This is a genomic window from Rhodococcus sp. NS-SX18 (assembly GCF_057367935.1).
This window is the reverse complement of sequence record NZ_CM170633.1, coordinates 4,171,513-4,188,406: the sequence shown is the minus strand read 5'-3', so window position 1 is coordinate 4,188,406 and position 16,894 is coordinate 4,171,513. Positions and strand designations below refer to the sequence as shown.

Annotated in this window: 15 protein-coding genes and 1 pseudogene; 4 read left to right on the top strand and 12 right to left on the bottom strand. The window is 71.8% G+C overall.

What is annotated here, in order from left to right; all coding sequences use genetic code 11:
• Positions 1 to 123: 123 nt before the first annotated feature.
• The 4 genes from AC2IPW_RS19225 to AC2IPW_RS19210 form a co-directional block, all read right to left on the bottom strand.
• Positions 124 to 636 (bottom strand): Rv2732c family membrane protein, encoded by a 513-nt coding sequence (locus tag AC2IPW_RS19225; protein WP_054373932.1) that lies wholly within the window; start codon positions 634 to 636, stop codon positions 124 to 126.
• A gap of 34 nt (positions 637 to 670) precedes the next feature.
• The gene (locus AC2IPW_RS19220; RefSeq protein WP_486375400.1) at positions 671 to 2,107 is read right to left on the bottom strand and encodes a PepSY-associated TM helix domain-containing protein; all 1,437 of its coding nucleotides are present in this window, start codon (positions 2,105 to 2,107) and stop codon (positions 671 to 673) included.
• 90 nt (positions 2,108 to 2,197) lie between these two features.
• On the bottom strand, positions 2,198 to 2,722 hold the full coding sequence (locus AC2IPW_RS19215; protein ID WP_371382409.1) for a hypothetical protein: 525 nt from the start codon (positions 2,720 to 2,722) through the stop codon (positions 2,198 to 2,200).
• Positions 2,723 to 2,783: 61 nt separating this feature from the next.
• The gene (locus AC2IPW_RS19210) at positions 2,784 to 3,104 is read right to left on the bottom strand and encodes a hypothetical protein (RefSeq protein WP_052034026.1); all 321 of its coding nucleotides are present in this window, start codon (positions 3,102 to 3,104) and stop codon (positions 2,784 to 2,786) included.
• 214 nt (positions 3,105 to 3,318) lie between these two features.
• Between AC2IPW_RS19210 and AC2IPW_RS19205 the strand changes: the two genes are divergently transcribed.
• Positions 3,319 to 4,215 carry an SDR family oxidoreductase gene (locus tag AC2IPW_RS19205; RefSeq protein ID WP_371382410.1) on the top strand — a complete coding sequence of 299 codons (897 nt, stop codon included), beginning with the start codon at positions 3,319 to 3,321 and terminating at the stop codon, positions 4,213 to 4,215.
• 158 nt (positions 4,216 to 4,373) lie between these two features.
• On the opposite strand, the pseudogene AC2IPW_RS19200 reads toward AC2IPW_RS19205, so the two are convergent.
• The 6 genes and pseudogenes from AC2IPW_RS19200 to AC2IPW_RS19175 all read right to left on the bottom strand — a co-directional run bounded on the left by AC2IPW_RS19200 (position 4,374) and on the right by AC2IPW_RS19175 (position 11,412).
• Positions 4,374 to 6,517: pseudogene (locus tag AC2IPW_RS19200) on the bottom strand (catalase).
• A 33-nt stretch (positions 6,518 to 6,550) separates the two neighbouring features.
• Positions 6,551 to 7,510 (bottom strand): glycosyltransferase family 2 protein, encoded by a 960-nt coding sequence (locus AC2IPW_RS19195; RefSeq protein WP_486375399.1) that lies wholly within the window; start codon positions 7,508 to 7,510, stop codon positions 6,551 to 6,553.
• Positions 7,507 to 8,514: a glycosyltransferase gene (locus tag AC2IPW_RS19190; protein ID WP_486377033.1), complete on the bottom strand. Its 1,008-nt coding sequence runs from the start codon at positions 8,512 to 8,514 to the stop codon at positions 7,507 to 7,509. Before AC2IPW_RS19190 ends, AC2IPW_RS19195 begins: the two co-directional genes overlap by 4 nt.
• Positions 8,511 to 9,617, bottom strand: coding sequence for a glycosyltransferase family 4 protein (locus AC2IPW_RS19185; protein ID WP_450121500.1), 1,107 nt, complete (start codon positions 9,615 to 9,617; stop codon positions 8,511 to 8,513). Before AC2IPW_RS19185 ends, AC2IPW_RS19190 begins: the two co-directional genes overlap by 4 nt.
• Positions 9,614 to 10,672, bottom strand: coding sequence for a glycosyltransferase family protein (locus AC2IPW_RS19180; RefSeq protein WP_289381362.1), 1,059 nt, complete (start codon positions 10,670 to 10,672; stop codon positions 9,614 to 9,616). Before AC2IPW_RS19180 ends, AC2IPW_RS19185 begins: the two co-directional genes overlap by 4 nt.
• 272 nt (positions 10,673 to 10,944) lie before the next feature.
• Complete coding sequence (locus AC2IPW_RS19175; protein ID WP_486375398.1) at positions 10,945 to 11,412, bottom strand: pyridoxamine 5'-phosphate oxidase family protein; 468 nt, start codon at positions 11,410 to 11,412, stop codon at positions 10,945 to 10,947.
• 62 nt (positions 11,413 to 11,474) lie between these two features.
• On the opposite strand from AC2IPW_RS19175, the gene AC2IPW_RS19170 reads away from it, so the two are divergent.
• Positions 11,475 to 12,425, top strand: a complete 951-nt coding sequence (locus tag AC2IPW_RS19170) for a helix-turn-helix transcriptional regulator (RefSeq protein ID WP_486375397.1) — start codon at positions 11,475 to 11,477, stop codon at positions 12,423 to 12,425.
• 132 nt (positions 12,426 to 12,557) lie between these two features.
• Here the strand turns inward: AC2IPW_RS19170 and AC2IPW_RS19165 are convergent, their stop codons facing one another.
• Positions 12,558 to 13,208: a hypothetical protein gene (locus tag AC2IPW_RS19165; protein WP_289381370.1), complete on the bottom strand. Its 651-nt coding sequence runs from the start codon at positions 13,206 to 13,208 to the stop codon at positions 12,558 to 12,560.
• A gap of 250 nt (positions 13,209 to 13,458) precedes the next feature.
• Here AC2IPW_RS19165 and AC2IPW_RS19160 point away from each other — a divergent pair, with 250 nt between their 5' ends.
• The gene (locus AC2IPW_RS19160; RefSeq protein ID WP_003938329.1) at positions 13,459 to 14,748 is read left to right on the top strand and encodes an adenylosuccinate synthase; all 1,290 of its coding nucleotides are present in this window, start codon (positions 13,459 to 13,461) and stop codon (positions 14,746 to 14,748) included.
• Between the two features lie 19 nt (positions 14,749 to 14,767).
• On the opposite strand, the gene AC2IPW_RS19155 is transcribed toward AC2IPW_RS19160, so the two are convergent.
• Positions 14,768 to 15,307 carry a methylated-DNA--[protein]-cysteine S-methyltransferase gene (locus AC2IPW_RS19155; RefSeq protein WP_486375396.1) on the bottom strand — a complete coding sequence of 180 codons (540 nt, stop codon included), beginning with the start codon at positions 15,305 to 15,307 and terminating at the stop codon, positions 14,768 to 14,770.
• Positions 15,308 to 15,373: 66 nt separating this feature from the next.
• Between AC2IPW_RS19155 and yczR the strand changes: the two genes are divergently transcribed.
• Entirely contained in the window at positions 15,374 to 16,837 is a 1,464-nt protein-coding gene (gene yczR, locus AC2IPW_RS19150) for a MocR-like transcription factor YczR (protein WP_003938327.1), read from the top strand.
• Positions 16,838 to 16,894 lie beyond the last annotated feature (57 nt).

Sequence of the window (16,894 nt, the reverse complement as noted above, 5' to 3'; positions counted from 1 at the left end):
TTCGTGGGGCAGCCGCGTCGGGCCGCTTCACCGGCGAAATGTACGCCGCGGCCGGCCTGCCGCGCAGTGGAACGCCGGGACATCCGCGCGGTGCGCGGATGCCCCGGCGCCAGAGCATCGGCCTCAGAGCACCGGCGTGGTCACCGGCTGCGGCCGCCGGTCGGTGGGGGAGCGGCTGAGCACGACGGGCAGCCACTGCGAGGTCAGCGCCACCATGCCGAGCCAGGCGAGCACCATTCCCGCGCCGGGGGCGTGCGGAGTCTCCACCGGCATGCCGTTCTGCGACCAGTAGCCGAGCAGCCCGAACAGGGACGCCAGGCCGGAACCGAGCATCGACGCCGACGCGAGCCGCCAGCGGTGCGTGCACAGCGCCGCGGTGGACGACACCACGCCGAACACCACAGCGAGGGTCACGAAGACCCGCATCGGCACGGTCGTCGTGGCCTCGTGCCCGAACCACGTGCCGAGCACCGTCCACGACCACTCGGTATCCGATTGCGGCAGAAGCAGACCCAGTACCACCGCGACGATGCAGGCGACGAGGACGCGGTGTCGCCGACCGGCGTCGAACTCCCCGGCGATCTTCCGCTCGATGCGGGCGAACTCCTTACGGTATGCGGACAGATCGTCGCTCACCGGCACTCCTCGTCGATAGGCACACGAGGGTTCATTATGCGCGTCCCCGGCTACGCCACCCGACGGCGGTGTCGACGAGGAGGAACGCCAGCAGGCTGAGCCCGAGCACCGGGGCGAACCACCCCACCACCGCGGCGGCGATACCGATCGCGACCGCCGGAACTGCGCCGATACGACGCAGCGCACCCCGGGACGGGGCCCGGCCGACGGACCACGCCGAGCCACGGGTGGGTCGTCGCCGCCACCACAGCAGGTAACCGCGCACCACCACCGTGACCAACGCCACCGCCAGCAGCGCCAGCGCGACCTGCGTGATCAGCCCGAACATGATGCCCATGTGCAGGGTGATCGACCACCACGTCAGCTGTGCGGCGAGCGGCCAGTCCGCGAACCGCAGCACGTCGACGACCCCGCCGGTCGCGCCGTCGACGGCGACCGAGTCGATGCCGTACACCCACGGCTGGCGGGTCTCGGCGACGGTGAAGGCGGTACCGGCCTGCGCCGGGATCGAGGCCTCGACGACCCCGGTCAGTCCCGCGGTGGCCGCCGCGTCCAGCACCGAGTCGATGCGGGCGATGTTCGTGTCGAGCAGCGCCGGGTCGGCGCCGTGCCCGCCGTGGCCACCGTGCCCCTCGTGGCCCGTCGCGGGTGCGGCGCTGCTCCCCGTCAGGGTCGCGTCGACGGCGGGCGTCTTCCAGTCCAGGGCCGCCCGCAGCTCGGCGATGTTGTCGCCGGCGAACCGGGACCAGGTCAGACCGGTCGCGGACAGGAACACCAGGCCGACCGCGATCCACACCCCCACCACACCGTGCCAGCCGACGGTGCGGGACCGGCCGGTGGCGGCACGGTCGACGGTGAGCAGACGCGCCTCGGCGCCGCGGGCCCGCAACGTCCGGAACCGGCGCACCCACAGATACACGCCGCCGAGCGCGATCACCCACATCCAGGACGCGGCCAGCTCGCTGTAGAGGCGGCCCGGCTCGCCGAGATGCAGGTGACGGTGCAGTTGCGAGATCCAGGCCCGCACCGGCAGGGCACTGCTGCTGCCGTAGACGGCCAGCTCACCGAGCGGCTGCGCGGTGACCGGGTCGACGAAGACCGCGAGCCGCTGCGACTCGCCGAGGCTCGGATCGGCGAACAGGACCCGGGTGGTCTCGCCGGGCGCCGCGGCCGGCCGCACCGCGGTGACTGTGAGATCGGGCCGCTGGCCGGTGGCCACCCGGATCTGCTCGGCCACCGGCACGGCGGGACCGGTGGCATCGGTGTGCAGCTGATCGCGATAGACGATTTGCTCGATCGTCGGCGCGAGTGCGTAGAGGCCGCCGCTGACCGCGGCGATCAGGATGAACGGGGCGACGAGGATGCCGGCGTAGAAGTGCAGCCGCAGCACGAGTGGTCGCAGGGAGGAGGTGCCGGCTGGGCCGGTCGGGGGCGGGACGGAACGGTCCGTCCCGAGGTCGGTCGTGGACATGCGAATGCTCGTTTCGATCGTCGGTGACGACAGCGTCGTCACACGTGGGAAAGCCGCCGCGGGGTACGGGCGCGGCGGAACAGGATCGGGTCAGGCGGTGCGGGGCGGACCCCGGGTGCCGGCCTGCGCGGAAACGAGCACCCGCAGCACGAGACGTGCCCGGTGCGAAGGTGTGGCCACCCACAGCGGCGCATGCGCCGGGGGCAGGGTCAGTATCGCGGCAACGATGTGCCGCAAGACGCCGAGTGCGGCGACGCACCCCTGCTCGGCCGCCCGGATCAGGGCTGCGGAGACGACGAGGGCGGCGGCGTGGGCGCCGAGCATCGCGGGCGAGAGCCCGAGGCCGTGGGCGTGCTCGGCGGTGAGGGTCAGGACGGTGTGACCGATCGCCTGGCCCGCGGTCAGGGCGAGCACCAGTGCGGTCAGCGGCCGGTGTGACCGGAGTGCGGACAGCGCGGCACCGAACGCGGCACAGGCGGCGACCATCAGCACCACCGACGCCTGGGACGGAATCTCACCGCCGGCGAGGCCGTGGGCCGCGACGGACACCGCGGCGGAGGTCGAGCCCACGAACGCGCCGCGCAGCTGCGTGGGCGTCGGCGGGCGTGGATTCACGCGAGGGAGCCTACAGCGGTGTGTCCTTCGGGCTGCCCTGACCTCCAGAAGGGCGCACCGCTCAGTGACCGCGCGGTTCGCGCAGGCTCGTTCCTTCGATGTCGCGGACCCGCTTGCGCTCGAGCAGGACCAGCACGGCACCGATCCCGAAGGACACGATGCAGGCGGGACCGGCGATCCAGGCCCAGCCCTCGAAGCCGTAGCCGGCAGCCACCAGAGTCAGGCCGAGCAGCAGCAGCCCGAGGCCCAGGAAGAAGTAGCCGGGCCAGCCCCGGGAGTCGGTCAGGGCCTCACCGGCGTGGCTGCGCATCGTGCGGGCGTCGTCGGCCGGGAAGTCGCTGTCGTTCGTCAGGTCCCGGTCGTGGACCTGCCTGCTGTGCACCGGATCGGCACCCGCGCGGGTCGCGTCACTTCTCCGAAACTCACTCTCGTGTTCCGTCACAGCCCCATCCTTTCCAGAGGTCGGGTCGGGAGAACGCTGAGGTTCACCGCCCGTGGGGTCCGTGTACCCACTCCTGGGTCCGGGTATGCACCGTGCGGACCGGGCGGTCCCGGGACCGCCCGGCACTCGCCCCCGACCCTCTGAGGGAGGACCCATGACCGACCAGCACCGGCCCCGAAATCCGGTCGAGCAGTACCCGGCCCCGGATCGTGAGAAGCAACCCGAACTCGAGTACCCGGGCCTGACGTCCGACATGGTGTCGGCACCCGACCACGGCGAGCAGACCTATCGCGGCAGCGGCAGGCTCGAGGGCCGACGGGCGCTGATCACCGGCGCCGACTCCGGGATCGGACGGGCCGTGGCGATCGCGTTCGCCCGCGAGGGGGCCGACGTCGTACTCAGCTATCTGGAGTCCGAGGAGGACGACGCCCGCGAAACCGTGCGGTGGGTCGAGGAGGCGGGTCGGCGCGCCGTCGCGGTGCCGGGCGACATCCGCTCCGAGGAACACTGCAGGCATCTGATCGACACGGCCGTGCGTGAACTCGGCGGCCTGGACATCCTGGTGAACAACGCGGCGTACCAGATGGTGCAGATGAACGGGATCGCCGACATCACCACCGAGCAGTTCGACCGGGTGCTGAAGACGAACCTGTACGCGTTGTTCTGGCTGTGCAAGTTCGCGATCGAAGTGATGGAACCGGGCTCGACGATCATCAACACGTCGTCGATCCAGGGGACGAGCCCGTCACCGGAACTGCTCGACTACGCCACGACCAAGGCCGGCATCGTCGACTTCACCAAGGGCCTGGCGTCGGATGTCGCGAAGCGGGGAATCCGCGTCAATGCTGTTGCCCCCGGACCGATCTGGACCCCGCTGATCCCGGCCACCATGCCGCGGGAGAAGTTCGAGTCCTTCGGTGACGACGTCCCGCTCGGCCGGCCCGGGCAGCCCGCCGAACTGGCCCCGGCCTACGTCTTCCTCGCCTCGCAGGAGTCGAGTTACATCACCGGCGAGGTCATCGCCGTCACCGGCGGCAAGCCCTTCTCCTGACGGACCTGTGGGGGAGGTGGTGGGGGCGCGGGTGCGGGTGCGGGTGGCCGAATGTCACATTCGGTCGATTCGATCGACGCGATGTGACATTCGGCCACCACCCGCACCCCCACCCCACCGTCCCCCCGCTGCCGTCACTGCGGCAGCAGGGGGTCGGGTCAGGCCTGGGACCGCTCCCACACGCGGTGGGCGCCGAGCAGTTCGACGATGCCGGTCACCACGGCTTCCGGGTCGTCGGCGGTGACCACTCCGGGAGCCTCGGGGTGGACGGCTGCGTGCTCGAGCGCTTCGGTGCCCGTGCCCCACGTGCCGATCGCCTTGCAGTGCCGGAACGTCTCGTCGACCAGGATGCGTACCCGCGGATCGGCCGGGGCACTGGCGAGCAGCAGGCGTCGTACTCGACGGACCGCGCCGTATCGAAGGTGCGCGAGATCGGCACCTCCTTGCGGCCGCCGTCGAGCTTGCCGCCGTGCGGGCCGATCACCAGCGGCACGGCCTTCGCCGCGGCCACCGCCGCCACGGCCTTGGCGACCTCGGCGACGTCGGCGCTGTCGTCCGCGACGATGCCGATCATCCGTCCCTCGACCGGCCACGTCGCACCGACCTGGGACAAGGCCTCGCTGCGCAGCGGCTCACCGTCCGTCGACACCGTCGGCTCCGGTGCCGGCAGGCCGAGACCCGCCGCGACGGTGGCGCACAGCCCGGCGTCGATGTTCGCGAGCACCTGCAGCTGCCGTTCCTTGATCGCCTGTTCGAAGCACTTCCCGAGCTCGAACGTGTATGCGTTCGCCACGTGCTTCTTCTCGATCTCCGACAGGCTCCGGTAGAACAGCCGGGCCTGCGAGAAGTGATCGTCGAACGTGCTCGGTGCCTCGCGTTCCTTGACGCCCGCGGCGATGGGTGCCGGCACGTCGATGAACGCGGCGTCCTCGACACCCGCGAGGAACGGGCACCCCGCGCCGAGCGTGTTGGGCCGGTAGGGGGCCGCACCCGGATGGACGCCGGTCTGGTGCATGCCGTCGCGCAGCATGTCGTTGACGGGGGCGTGCGGCCGGTTGATCGGCAACTGGCCGAAGTTCGGTCCGCCGAGCCGGCTGAGCTGGGTGTCCAGGTAGGAGAACAGCCGGCCCTGGAGCAGCGGATCGTCGGTGACGTCGATGCCGGGGACGAGGTGGCCGGGATGGAAGGCGACCTGCTCGGTCTCGGCGAAGAAGTTCGTCGGGTTGGCGTTGAGCTGCATCGTCCCGATCACCTGCACCGGGGCGAGCTCCTCGGGGACGATCTTGGTGGGGTCGAGAAGGTCGATGCCCTCGAAGGTCTGCTCCGGGGTGTCGGGGAAGACCTGCACGCCCAGATCCCATTCGGGGTAGGCACCGGATTCGATGGCGTCGGCGAGGTCGCGGCGGTGGAAGTCCGGGTCGATGCCGCCGAGCAGCTGCGCCTCCTCCCACACCAGCGAGTGCACGCCCAGGCGCGGCTTCCAGTGGAACTTCACCAGCGACGTCTCGCCGTCGGAGTTGACGAGACGGAAGGTGTGGACGCCGAACCCCTCCATCATCCGGTAGGAACGCGGAATGCCCCGGTCCGACATGTTCCACAGGGTGTGCGCGGTGGCCTCGGTGTGCAGCGAGACGAAGTCCCAGAACGTGTCGTGCGCGCTCTGGGCCTGCGGGATCTCGCGGTCCGGGTGGGGCTTGGCGGCATGGACGATGTCCGGGAACTTGATCGCGTCCTGGATGAAGAACACCGGAATGTTGTTCCCCACCAGGTCGAACGTTCCCTCGTCGGTGTAGAACTTTGTCGCGAATCCGCGGGTGTCACGGACGGTGTCGGCGGAACCACGCGAACCGAGCACCGTCGAGAAGCGGACGAAGACACGCGTCTCGCTGCCCTTCTGCAGGAATCCGGCGCGGGTGATCTTCGAGGCGGCGCCGTTGGCCCGGAAGACGCCGTGCGCCGCGGCACCTCGGGCGTGCACCGCCCGCTCGGGAATGCGCTCGTGATCGAAATGGGTGATCTTCTCGCGGAAGTGGTGGTCCTGCAAGAGTGTCGGACCGCGGCGACCCGCCTTGAGGGAATGGTCGGTGTCGGTCAGCCGTGCGCCCTGCGCGGTGGTGAGGAAGCGGCCCTGGGGGCCGCGTGCACCGTCGGGCAGGTCTTCGGGTGTGCCGGTGGCAGTGACCGGGACGGGCTCACGCTGGTCGGGCTTGGCCGGAGGCGGGTCCGTCGGGGTCGTGGGTTCCTCGACCGGAACCTCGAAACCGGCAGGTGAGCCGGGAACCGGCGGATTCTTCTCGAACACTGCGATGCTCCGTTCGGTCGAGACAGGGGACGTTCACGTCCCGACCGAGTTGCCCCGCCCGTCCGTTTCCAAACATCCCCCGCTGCCCGCATGCGTCCCGGTGGCGACCCACCGGTCCGCGACCGTGTCGTACCGGGCCAGACCCGCCTCGGCGAATCCGGTGAGCCACCCGGTCATCGGCCAGCGCCCCCAGCGCCGGTGGAAGACGGCGGCGTTGTGGAGGATCTCGTGCAGATGCTCGACCGGCGGGTCGGAGACCGGATGGTGCTGATGGAAGGCGTGGGCGCCGCCGATCCAGCGCAACCCCACGCCCGCCCGTGCGGCGCGCTGGGCGAAATCGGTGTCCTCGCCGCCGTACCCGACGTAGTCCGTGCAGAAGCCCCCGACGGCCGTCCACGTCTCGCGGGTCGTCGCGAACGACAGCGACCAGAACAGGTCGTACTCGTCACCGGTGTGGATCGCGCCGGCCGGAGGACTCGGCCGTGCCGGGTGCGGGTTCACGCTCCGCTCGAGACGGGCCGGGTCGTATCCCTCCGGCCCCGGCGGCGGCAGATAGGTCACCGGACCGCACAGCAGGGCGCTGCCGTGCTGCGGATCGCTCGCGGCCCGCTCGTACAACCCGAGGAGACCCACCGAGGGGATGCAGTCGACATCGAGGAAGACCAGCAGCTCGGCGCCGCGCGCCAAGGCACACTCGGCGCCCAGATTGCGCGCGGTGGACAGTGGCAGCGGTCCGCCCGCAGGCGGTGACAACGGTCCGCCCGCGGACAGTGACAACGGTCCGCCCGCGGACAGTGACAACGGTCCGCCCGCGGACAGGGCCACCGTATGGGCGGGGTACCCCTCCGCTTCGATCAGCGGCGCGACGGCCGGGTCGCCCATCGACACCACCACGTGATCGTCCGGGGTCCGCGCACTGCGCGCCAGGCCGCGCAGCTGCAGCCGCAGGTGCGCGTGCCGACCGGCGACGAGAGTGATCACGGTCGTCTTCATCGTGGTGCCACCTTCGCGGCGACCTCGTCGAGCACCGCGGCGGCGCGCCCGGCTGCCCCCTCGGTGCGCCACCGGGACCACTGCGCGGGATCGAGCCGCAGGGCCCGGCGCAGCAGCTTCGGCCAGTCGTCCGGATGCGGCCACGCCGGAAGGGTCACCGCCAGCCCGGCTCGGCCCAGCGCGTCGGCGGTAGCACACTGCTCGTCGTACGGCCGGGGCTCGGCGACGACGATCGCCGGCCGCCGTGCCGCGGCGATGTCGGCGACGGAGTTCTGCCCGGCGTGCCCGACGACGACGTCGGCCCTGCTCAGGGCGGGCCATGGATCGTCCACCCACGGACCGCCCGGCACACCGAGGCCGTCCCATGCGTAGCCGGGGTGACGCTCGGCCAGCTCGTGCAGGCGCTCGGCCGACAGGGACGAGCCGCCGCTGCCGCTCAGCACCAGGACCCGCGGTCGGTCGCCGGGGCCGGGGCACGCGACGGGCCGGCCGTCGAACCGGCTGATGCCGCCGACATATGTGGTCTTGCCCGCGTACGGACTCAGGTACACCGGCTCGTACACCTCCCGCGGCCACGGCGCGACGATGTGCTCGGCCGCGCGGTAACCCAGCCCGTGCGGGGTGTCGGTGCGCTCGCCCGGCATGGCCACGACCACGACGGGGACGCCCAGCAGCCGGGCGAACACCGCGACCTCGACCGACACATCGACCACCAGCAGCCGCGGCCGGGCCGTGGCGACCCAGGACGCCAACGCCGCCATCCGCTCGCGCAGGCCGCGATCGTGCCGCGGCACCCAGTGCAGCAACCCGCCGGCGGTGGGATCGTCCGCGGTGGCGACGGACTCGTCGTCACGGGGCAGTTCCACGACGTCGGCGAAGACGTCGGCGAAGCGCCCCAGCGGCGCCGAGCACAGGGCGGTCACGGGTTCGCTCGTGCGGGCGCAGATCGAGGCCGCCCGGGTGCGATGCCCGTGTCCGTGGTGGTGGATGTAGTAGCCGATCATGCCGGGCACTGCCGGACGACGGAACCGGCCGCACACAGGCGGCGGTACAGGGCGAGGTAGGAGTCCACCATGGTGCGTTCCGAACAGAACGTCTCGGCGCGGCGTCGGGCGTCGAGCCGGGACAACCGGACCGCGCCGGGCACGGCGGCCGCCAGCGCCTCCACGTCGCCGGGGGCGACGAGACAGCCGCTGCGCCGGTCGAGCACCTCGGGGATGCCGCCGCGTGCGAACGCGACCACAGGTGTTCCGCATGCCAGGGACTCGGCTACGACGAGGCCGTACGGCTCGTCCCACTGCGGCGTCACCAGGGTGGCGGCCGACCGGCCGACCGCGGCCGCGAGTTCCCGCTGCGGCAGATGACCGAGATAGGTGACGCCGTCGCCCAGCTGCGGGGCGATGTGCCGGGTGAAGTAGTCCTCGTCGCTGACCGGACCGGCCAGCCGCAGGGGCGTTCCCGCCCGCCGCGCCGCCTCGATCGCCAGGTGGGCACCCTTCTCGGGGACCAGCCGTCCGAACCAGATCAGCGACGGCCCACCCGGACCGAGCGGCCACGTGCCGAGGTCGACCCCGTTCGGGACGACGGTGATCGGCGCGGCGACCGCGTGCGCCCAGGTCGCTGCGGTGTATCTGCTGACGGCCGCGTAGTGCGCCGAGCCGCCGCCCGGGACGGCCAGCGCCGACTCGAGCCACGGGGTCGGCGGGGTGTGCAGGGTGGTCAGCATCGGGGTCCGCAGTGTCGCGGCCATCGCCGGCGGCAGGTAGTGGAGGCTGTGGTTGTGGATCACGTCGAACGAGTCCGCGAGCGGGCCGGCCAGTTCCAGCAGCAGGGACAGGTAGGCGTGGTGGGCGTCGAGGAACGCCTCCGACGGCATCGACACGTCGCTGCGGGCGGCGGGGCTGGGGGTGAAGGTGCGGACCTCGAGGAACGAGGCGGGCAGCGTGACGTCGGAGCCCGCGGCGGCGAACAGGGTCACCCGGTGTCCCTCGGCGCCGAGCGCGCGGGTCAGGTGCCACACGTGGGCCTCGAGTCCCCCGGCGAAGGGCTGCGCGACGGGAAAGCGGTGGGACGCGATGAGGGCGATACGCAGTGGGCGACCCGTCACGACAGGGCCCGTTCGTAGATCGCGTGGTGTGCCTGGGACAGGAAGCGCCGTTCGAACATCCGCTGCGCCCAGTCGCTGTGCGGCCGCCGGCCGCTGTGGTACAGCGCGCGCACCGAATCGGCCAGGGAATCCGGGTCGAAGGACTGCTCGTCGTAGGTGAACACCTGGCAGGGCCGTTGCTGGTGGTAGAACCCGCAGCTCGGGGCGATCACCGCGGTGCCGAGGTCGTGGCAGGCCTCGAGCCAGCCGGAATGGGTGCCGAACCGGTAGGGCAGGACGGACACCGACAGCGAGGACAGGTACTCCCACAGTTCGTCGTCGGAGAAGTACTTGTGCACGCGCACGTCGACGCCCGGCCGGTCTCCGAAGGCGAGGATCCTCGCTCCGGCCTCGGGTGCGTACCAATGGTTGTCCGCGTCGAAGATCTCGTCGTGGACGTCGATCCGCAGCTGTGCGCCGGGCAGGTCGCGGACGGTGTGGGAGAGGGTGTCGAGGACCGGGAAGACGTCCATGTTGGCGCGCAGGCTCTTCGCGTGCACCCCGACGACGAACGGCTCGTCCGGGGACCGGTTCGCGCGCGCGAACCAGGGCTGTTCGACGACGTGCGGGTGGGGCAGGACGGTGGGGGTGCGGCCCCACAGTGCCTCGATCCGTCCGGCGGCGCCCTCGGTGAGGGTGATCAGCTCGGTGGCGGCGGGGATCAGCACGTCGAGCTGCTTGTTGTGGACGCCCGGCGTGGGGTGGTGCGGGTTGCGCAGGTCGTGCACGGTGTACACGAGCGGGATGTCGTGGTCGGCGAGTTCGGCGACCACGTCCTGCAGGGCCTCCGGTTCGATCGCGTCGAAGCCGAAGTGGATGTGGAACACGTCGAACTCGGTGTGGTTGGCGGCGATCCATCCGGGCTCGAGCATGAGCGGCGGCCACCATCCGCCCGGTACCTTGCGTCCGTCGGCGGGCACCGGATCGGGCAGCCGCACCACCTCGTCGTCCCCGTGCGGTCCGGCCAGATGCCGGACGTAGACGTGCGACGCGGGCACCGAGGCCACTCGAATCATGTTCCCACCCTCCCCGTGACAAACGACCGGCCACGCACATGGGTGGCCGGCTCCGACGGGCGGCTACCCGTTCGGTGGGGATGCCACACCTCTCCCGCCCCGGGGTGCGGTCGGGGAACGATTTCGGGTCCGGAGGTTTCGAGCGCGTCGCAGTGGGCACAACGATCGGGGCCGCTCCGTAGTCCGGATGCGGATCGGCCAAGGCGCCCCGGGTTGAACCCGACAGCCCGGGGCGCCGAACCTCTCTGTGCCGAGCCGCGCGGCGGCCCGGGTCAGCGGACGAAACGCTCGACCGTGGCCCCGGGACGCCACAGGTCCACATACATGTGTTCCTCGTCGACCGAGGTGAGCACGGCCTCGGCCAGGTCGAGTTCGAACAGGTGCATCGGCCCCGGCGGCACCTCCTCCGGGTAGGCGGCGAGCACGGCCGCCTTCACGTCGTCGTGCAGTTCCCGGGCCCGGCCGCAGACCTTCGCGTCGCCGCCCGTCATCGAGTGGTGCCCGGGATTGGAATGCAGGGCGTAGCGCGGGTCGCGCTGCAGGTCGCGGGCTTTCATCGCTCCGGGCATCGACCCGAGCACCAGCCGGCCGTCGACGATCTCCACCTCCGTCCCGCTGACGCGCGGTGAGCCGTCCCGCCGCAGCGTCGCCAGGACGTGATGCTTGTGGGCCTGGAGTCGTGCCGCGATCGCCAGTGCCAGCTCCGGTGCCTGCTCGGAGAACTCTTTCCATGTACTCATGACGTCAGGATGCGCCGGTATCACTGACATCGAGTGTCAGTGATTCTGCGTAGGCTGCGGTCATGCGATCGGCACGCCTGCTCGCGATGATGCTGCGACTGCAGGGCAGCGCGGGCCTGACCGCGCGGCGGCTCGCGGACGATCTCGGCGTCTCGGTGCGCACCGTGTACCGGGACGTCGGTGCCCTGTCCGCCGCGGGGGTCCCGGTGTGGACGGAGAGCGGACCGGGAGGCGGCATCCGCCTGCTCGACGGCTGGCAGTCCCGGCTGAGCGGACTCACCAGCGACGAGAGTGCCGCGCTGATGCTGCTGGGGGTGCCCACTCTCGCCGCCGACCTCGGTGTGGAACTCGACGCGGCCCGCGGCAAGCTGCTCGGGTCCATGCCGGTCACCCTGCGCAGCGCCGCCCAGGCCTGGCGCGACCGGGTCCACGTCGACGTCCCCGGCTGGTTCGCCGCGCCGGGGGACAACACGCACCTGCCGGCCGTCGCGTCCGCCGTGTTCGACGAGCGCCGCCTGCGCATCCGCTACCGGCGCGGCAACCGGACCATGACGCGCACCCTCGACCCGCTCGGGCTCGTCGCCAAGGCCGGGGTCTGGTACCTCGTCGCCGCGCACACCGGTCACGTCCGCACCTACCGGGTCGGGCGCATCGCGTCCGCCACCGTGCTCGACGCCCCGGCGCACCGGCCCGCCGGATTCGATCTGCCCGCCTACTGGGCGGCGTCCGCGACGGAGTTCGATCGCGCGCTGCGCAGATTCGCCTGCACGCTCCGCCTCGACCCGGCCGCGTGGCGGCGCCTGCCCCGCGTGGTGGGCACCGACGCCGCCGACGTCGAGCCGGGACCGCCGGACGCGGACGGGTGGGTGCGGGTGGACCTGTTGCTCGAGGCCGAGGAGGTGGCGCTGGACCAGCTCCTCGGCCTCGGCGGCGGGGTCGAGGTCGTGGCCCCGTCGTCGTTGCGGGCCGCCCTGCGCGCCGCCGGCGAGGCGCTCGCCCGGTGCAATTCGTGACGCCGGCGAGTCGTGGAACGAGCGCGCGCCGCCGGCCCGGTGCGGTGGGCGCGGTGTCGTGGCGACCGGTCGGGTGGACCGGGACGACAAGTGTTCGGCCGGAACGACTCTCGTGGTGCAAGAGCGAGACGCTCAGCGCACCAGCTTCCATTTGTGCTCGTGCCGGTAGAAGGTGGAGCGCTTGACCGCCCGGGGATTGGCGACCCCGTCGCGGGTGAGCACGGCGCCGGGCGAGCCGAGCTGGACGGCGCGTCCGGTCACCCACCGGTAGCCGCCGAACCAGCGCGGCCGATCGATCGCGGCCCGCAGTCCCGGCATGTCGACGGTCGGCTCGATCCGCACGCCCGGGGCGACCCCGCTGAACAGCCGGGTGTCGTCCACGTACGCCTCGCCCACGAGTTCACCGACCTCGCCCTCGACGAGGGCACGCCCGACGAGGGCGATGCCGGCATCGTCGCGGATGAGCGGCACCGGCCGTGCCACGCCCTGCAGTGCGACGGTCGCGGCCTTCGATCCGAACCGCAGTCCGTACGCCTCGGCGGCCGGGGTGCGCCGCTCCGGCACGTAGGCCAGTTCGATGCCGAGCCGCTCCGTGCGCATCATCCGGGTCAGGGCCGCGGCGAAGGCGGCGTCCCCACCCACCACCACGAGCCGGGGATCCTCGACCGACTCGAGATGCGCGAACACGTCCTCGAAGTCGTCCTTGCCGGGGAGTGCCGGGGCGGTCAACGTGGTCAGGGACGTCAGCGTCAACGGCAGTGGGGCATCACCGCACTTGAGCACAACGGGGGTCAAGAGCACTCCTCTCGCGGGCGACGATGCTCCACTCACTCTAGTCACGACTCACCTCACCGCCGGGCGCTCGAACGCGGCACAGCGAGTCGGGTGGATCGTCGGTGCCGGTCACAGTCGGGACGCCGGGAGCAGTGCCACAGGTGTGGTCCGCTAGACTGTCCCCCCGGCTTCTGTTCTGTGACGGCAGAACCCTGCAGGCGGAGCGCGCCCGCACGTCGACACCCTAGGAGACAGCGAAATGCCGGCAATCGTCCTGATCGGCGCCCAGTGGGGCGACGAGGGCAAGGGCAAGGCCACCGATCTGCTCGGTGGCCGGGTGCAGTGGGTGGTGCGCTACCAGGGGGGCAACAACGCCGGCCACACCGTCGTCCTCCCCAACGGGGAGAACTTCGCGCTGCACCTGATCCCTTCCGGCATCCTCACTCCCGGCGTCACCAACGTGATCGGCAACGGCGTGGTCGTGGACCCGGGCGTGCTGCTCGACGAGCTCGCCGGACTCGAGAACCGCGGCGTCGACACCACGAACCTGCTGCTCAGCGCCGACGCGCACCTGATCATGCCGTACCACGTGGCCATCGACAAGGTCACCGAACGCTTCCTCGGCGCCAAGAAGATCGGCACCACCGGCCGGGGCATCGGCCCGTGCTACCAGGACAAGATCGCCCGCGTGGGTGTCCGCGTCGCCGACGTCCTCGACGAGAAGATCCTCACCCACAAGGTGGAGGCCGCCCTGGAGTTCAAGAACCAGGTGCTGTCGAAGATCTACAACCGCAAGGCCCTCGACCCGCAGCAGGTCGTCGACGAGGTGCTCGGCCAGGCGGAAGGGTTCAAGCACCGCATCGCCGACACCCGGCTGCGCCTGAACAAGGCCCTCGAGGCCGGCGAGACCGTGCTGCTCGAGGGATCGCAGGGCACGCTGCTCGACGTCGACCACGGCACCTACCCGTACGTGACCTCGTCGAACCCCACCGCCGGCGGCGCGGCGGTCGGATCGGGCATCGGTCCCAACCGGATCGGCACGGTGCTCGGCATTCTCAAGGCCTACACCACCCGGGTGGGGTCGGGTCCCTTCCCGACGGAACTGTTCGACGAGCACGGCGCCTACCTGGCCAAGACCGGCGGCGAGGTGGGCGTCACCACCGGCCGGGCCCGGCGCTGCGGCTGGTTCGACGCCGTGATCGCCCGCTACGCGACCCGCGTCAACGGCATCACCGACTACTTCCTCACCAAGCTCGACGTCCTGTCGAGCCTCGAGACCGTGCCGATCTGCGTGGGTTACGAGGTGGACGGGGTTCGCGTCGACGAAATGCCGATGACACAGACCGACATCCACCACGCCACGCCGATCTACGAGGAGATGCCCGGCTGGTGGGAGGACATCTCCGAGGCCCGCACCTTCGAGGACCTGCCGGAGAACGCCCGTAACTACGTGCTGCGGCTCGAGGAACTCTCGGGTGCGCGGATGTCGTGCATCGGCGTCGGCCCGGGGCGCGACCAGACGATCGTGCGTCGCGACATCCTGGGCTGAAACCCGCTGCGGCCCCGCGTCAGAACAGGGTCGGCTCGTCGAAGCCGGGGGCGTGCTCGAGGGCGAGCAGCTCCCGCTTCGTGACGGTGCTCCCGGGCGCGGAGAAGCCGCCGATGCCGCCGCCCGCGGCGAGGATCCGGTGGCACGGCACGATCACCGGAACGGGGTTGCGTCCCAACGCCTGTCCGACGGCCTGGGCGCCGCCCGGCCGGCCGACCCGGAGGGCCACCTCGCCGTAGGTCGCGACCTCGCCGGGTTCGACCGTGCGGGCGAACTCGTAGACGGCGGTGTCGAATTCGGAGACGTTCCGGTAGTCGATCGGAACCCAGCGCAGGTCGTCGGGCGCGCCGGCGAGATGCGCGGCGACGGCGTCGATCACGGGCTGCACCGCCGCCGGGACGGGCCGTTCGACCGCGGCCTGGAACCGGCCGAGCAGTTCGTCACGCGTGGGTTCCGGGGCGGTGTCGGGCAGTTGCACGCCGACGACGCCGGCCGCGGACCAGACGAGCCCGCACGTGCCGACGGCGGTGTCGAACAGGGTGTAGCCGAGGGTGGTCACGTCGTCAGTATGAACTGGCCCGGGGACAGGTGACCACCTCGCCGACTGGACTGCGATACTGGACTGGTGATCACGCGCGCGATCGGAGCCGGCTCCCTGGCCCGCGACCTCGGCAACTGGCAGGACACCGCCGATCGGCGGCCGACGTACCGGGCTCTCGCGGACGGCATCCGCCTGCTCGTGCACGACGGTCGTGTTCCGCTGGGCGTGGCGCTGCCGAGCGAGCGTGAGCTCGCCGCGGCCCTGGCGCTGAGCCGCACCACCATCACGTCCGCGTACACGGCGCTGCGCGAGGCCGGCTACCTGCGCAGCCGGCAGGGTGCGCGCAGCACCGTCGCGCTGCCGCCGCGGCGACGTAGCACGCCGGCGCGGCCCGCCGCCCCGGCCGCCGTGGAAGCGCCGGAGCCCGTGGATCTCAGCTCCGCGTCCATGCCGGCGCCCGCCGCCGAGATCGAGTCGGCCTACGCCGCCGCGCTGCGTTCGGTGCCCGCCTACCTCGACTCGCACGGCATGGAACCGATCGGCCTCGCGTTGCTGCGGGAGGTCGTCGCGCGGCGCTACCGGGACCGCGGTCTGCCGACCGAGGCGGATCAGATCATGATCACCTCCGGCGCGCAGCACGCGCTGCGCCTGCTGCTCGGCGTCCTCACCGACGCCGGCGACCGGGTGATCGTCGACCATCCCACCTATCCCAATGCGCTCGAGGCGATCCGGCGGCACGGGGCGCGACCGGTCGTCGTGCCGGTACGGCCCGAGGGTGGCGCCGACGACGGCTGGGACCTGGAGGGGCTGCGCAGCGCCGCCCGGCAGACCGCGGCGCGAATGGCGTTCCTGATCCCGGACTTCCACAGTCCCACCGGCCTGTGCATGAGCGCGCCGGGCCGGGCCGAACTCGTCCGGATCGCGGAGGAGACCCGCATGACGCTCGTCGTGGACGAGACGATGGTGGACCTGTGGCTGGACACCCCACCACCGCCCGCCGTCGCCTCGTACGGCGCGGACCGCTCCGTCGTGACGGTGGGATCGACCGGCAAGTCCCTGTGGGGCGGTCTCCGGGTGGGCTGGATCCGCGCCCACCGGTCCCTGATCACCCGTCTGGTGGGGGCGCGCTCCGCCGTGGACCTCGGCACGCCGGTCATGGAGCAGCTCGCTGCGGCGCACCTGCTCGGCGACGTCGAGGACCTGCTCGAGCGGCGGCGCGGGCAGCTGCGCCGCCGGCGGGCGGCGATGCTCGGCGCACTCGACGAGTTCCTGCCCGACTGGACGTACACGGTCGGGCCGGGCGGGATGTCGCTGTGGGTGCGGATGCCCACGCCGGTGTCGACCGCCCTCGCGGCGACCGCCCCGAATCACGGCGTGGTCCTCGCCGCGGGACCCCGGTTCGGGGTGGAAGGCGCATTCGAACACTTCCTGCGGCTGCCGTACGCGCGGGAGACCGGCGAGGTGCGCCGGGCCGTCGCGTCCGTGGCCTCGGCGTACGACGCGCTCGCCCGCGGCCGGGACCTCGGCGAACCACACCTGGTGGTCTGATTCTCGGGGTGGCCGGACCCCGTCCGGGAACGGGTCCGCGGCGTTATGCTCGAGGGG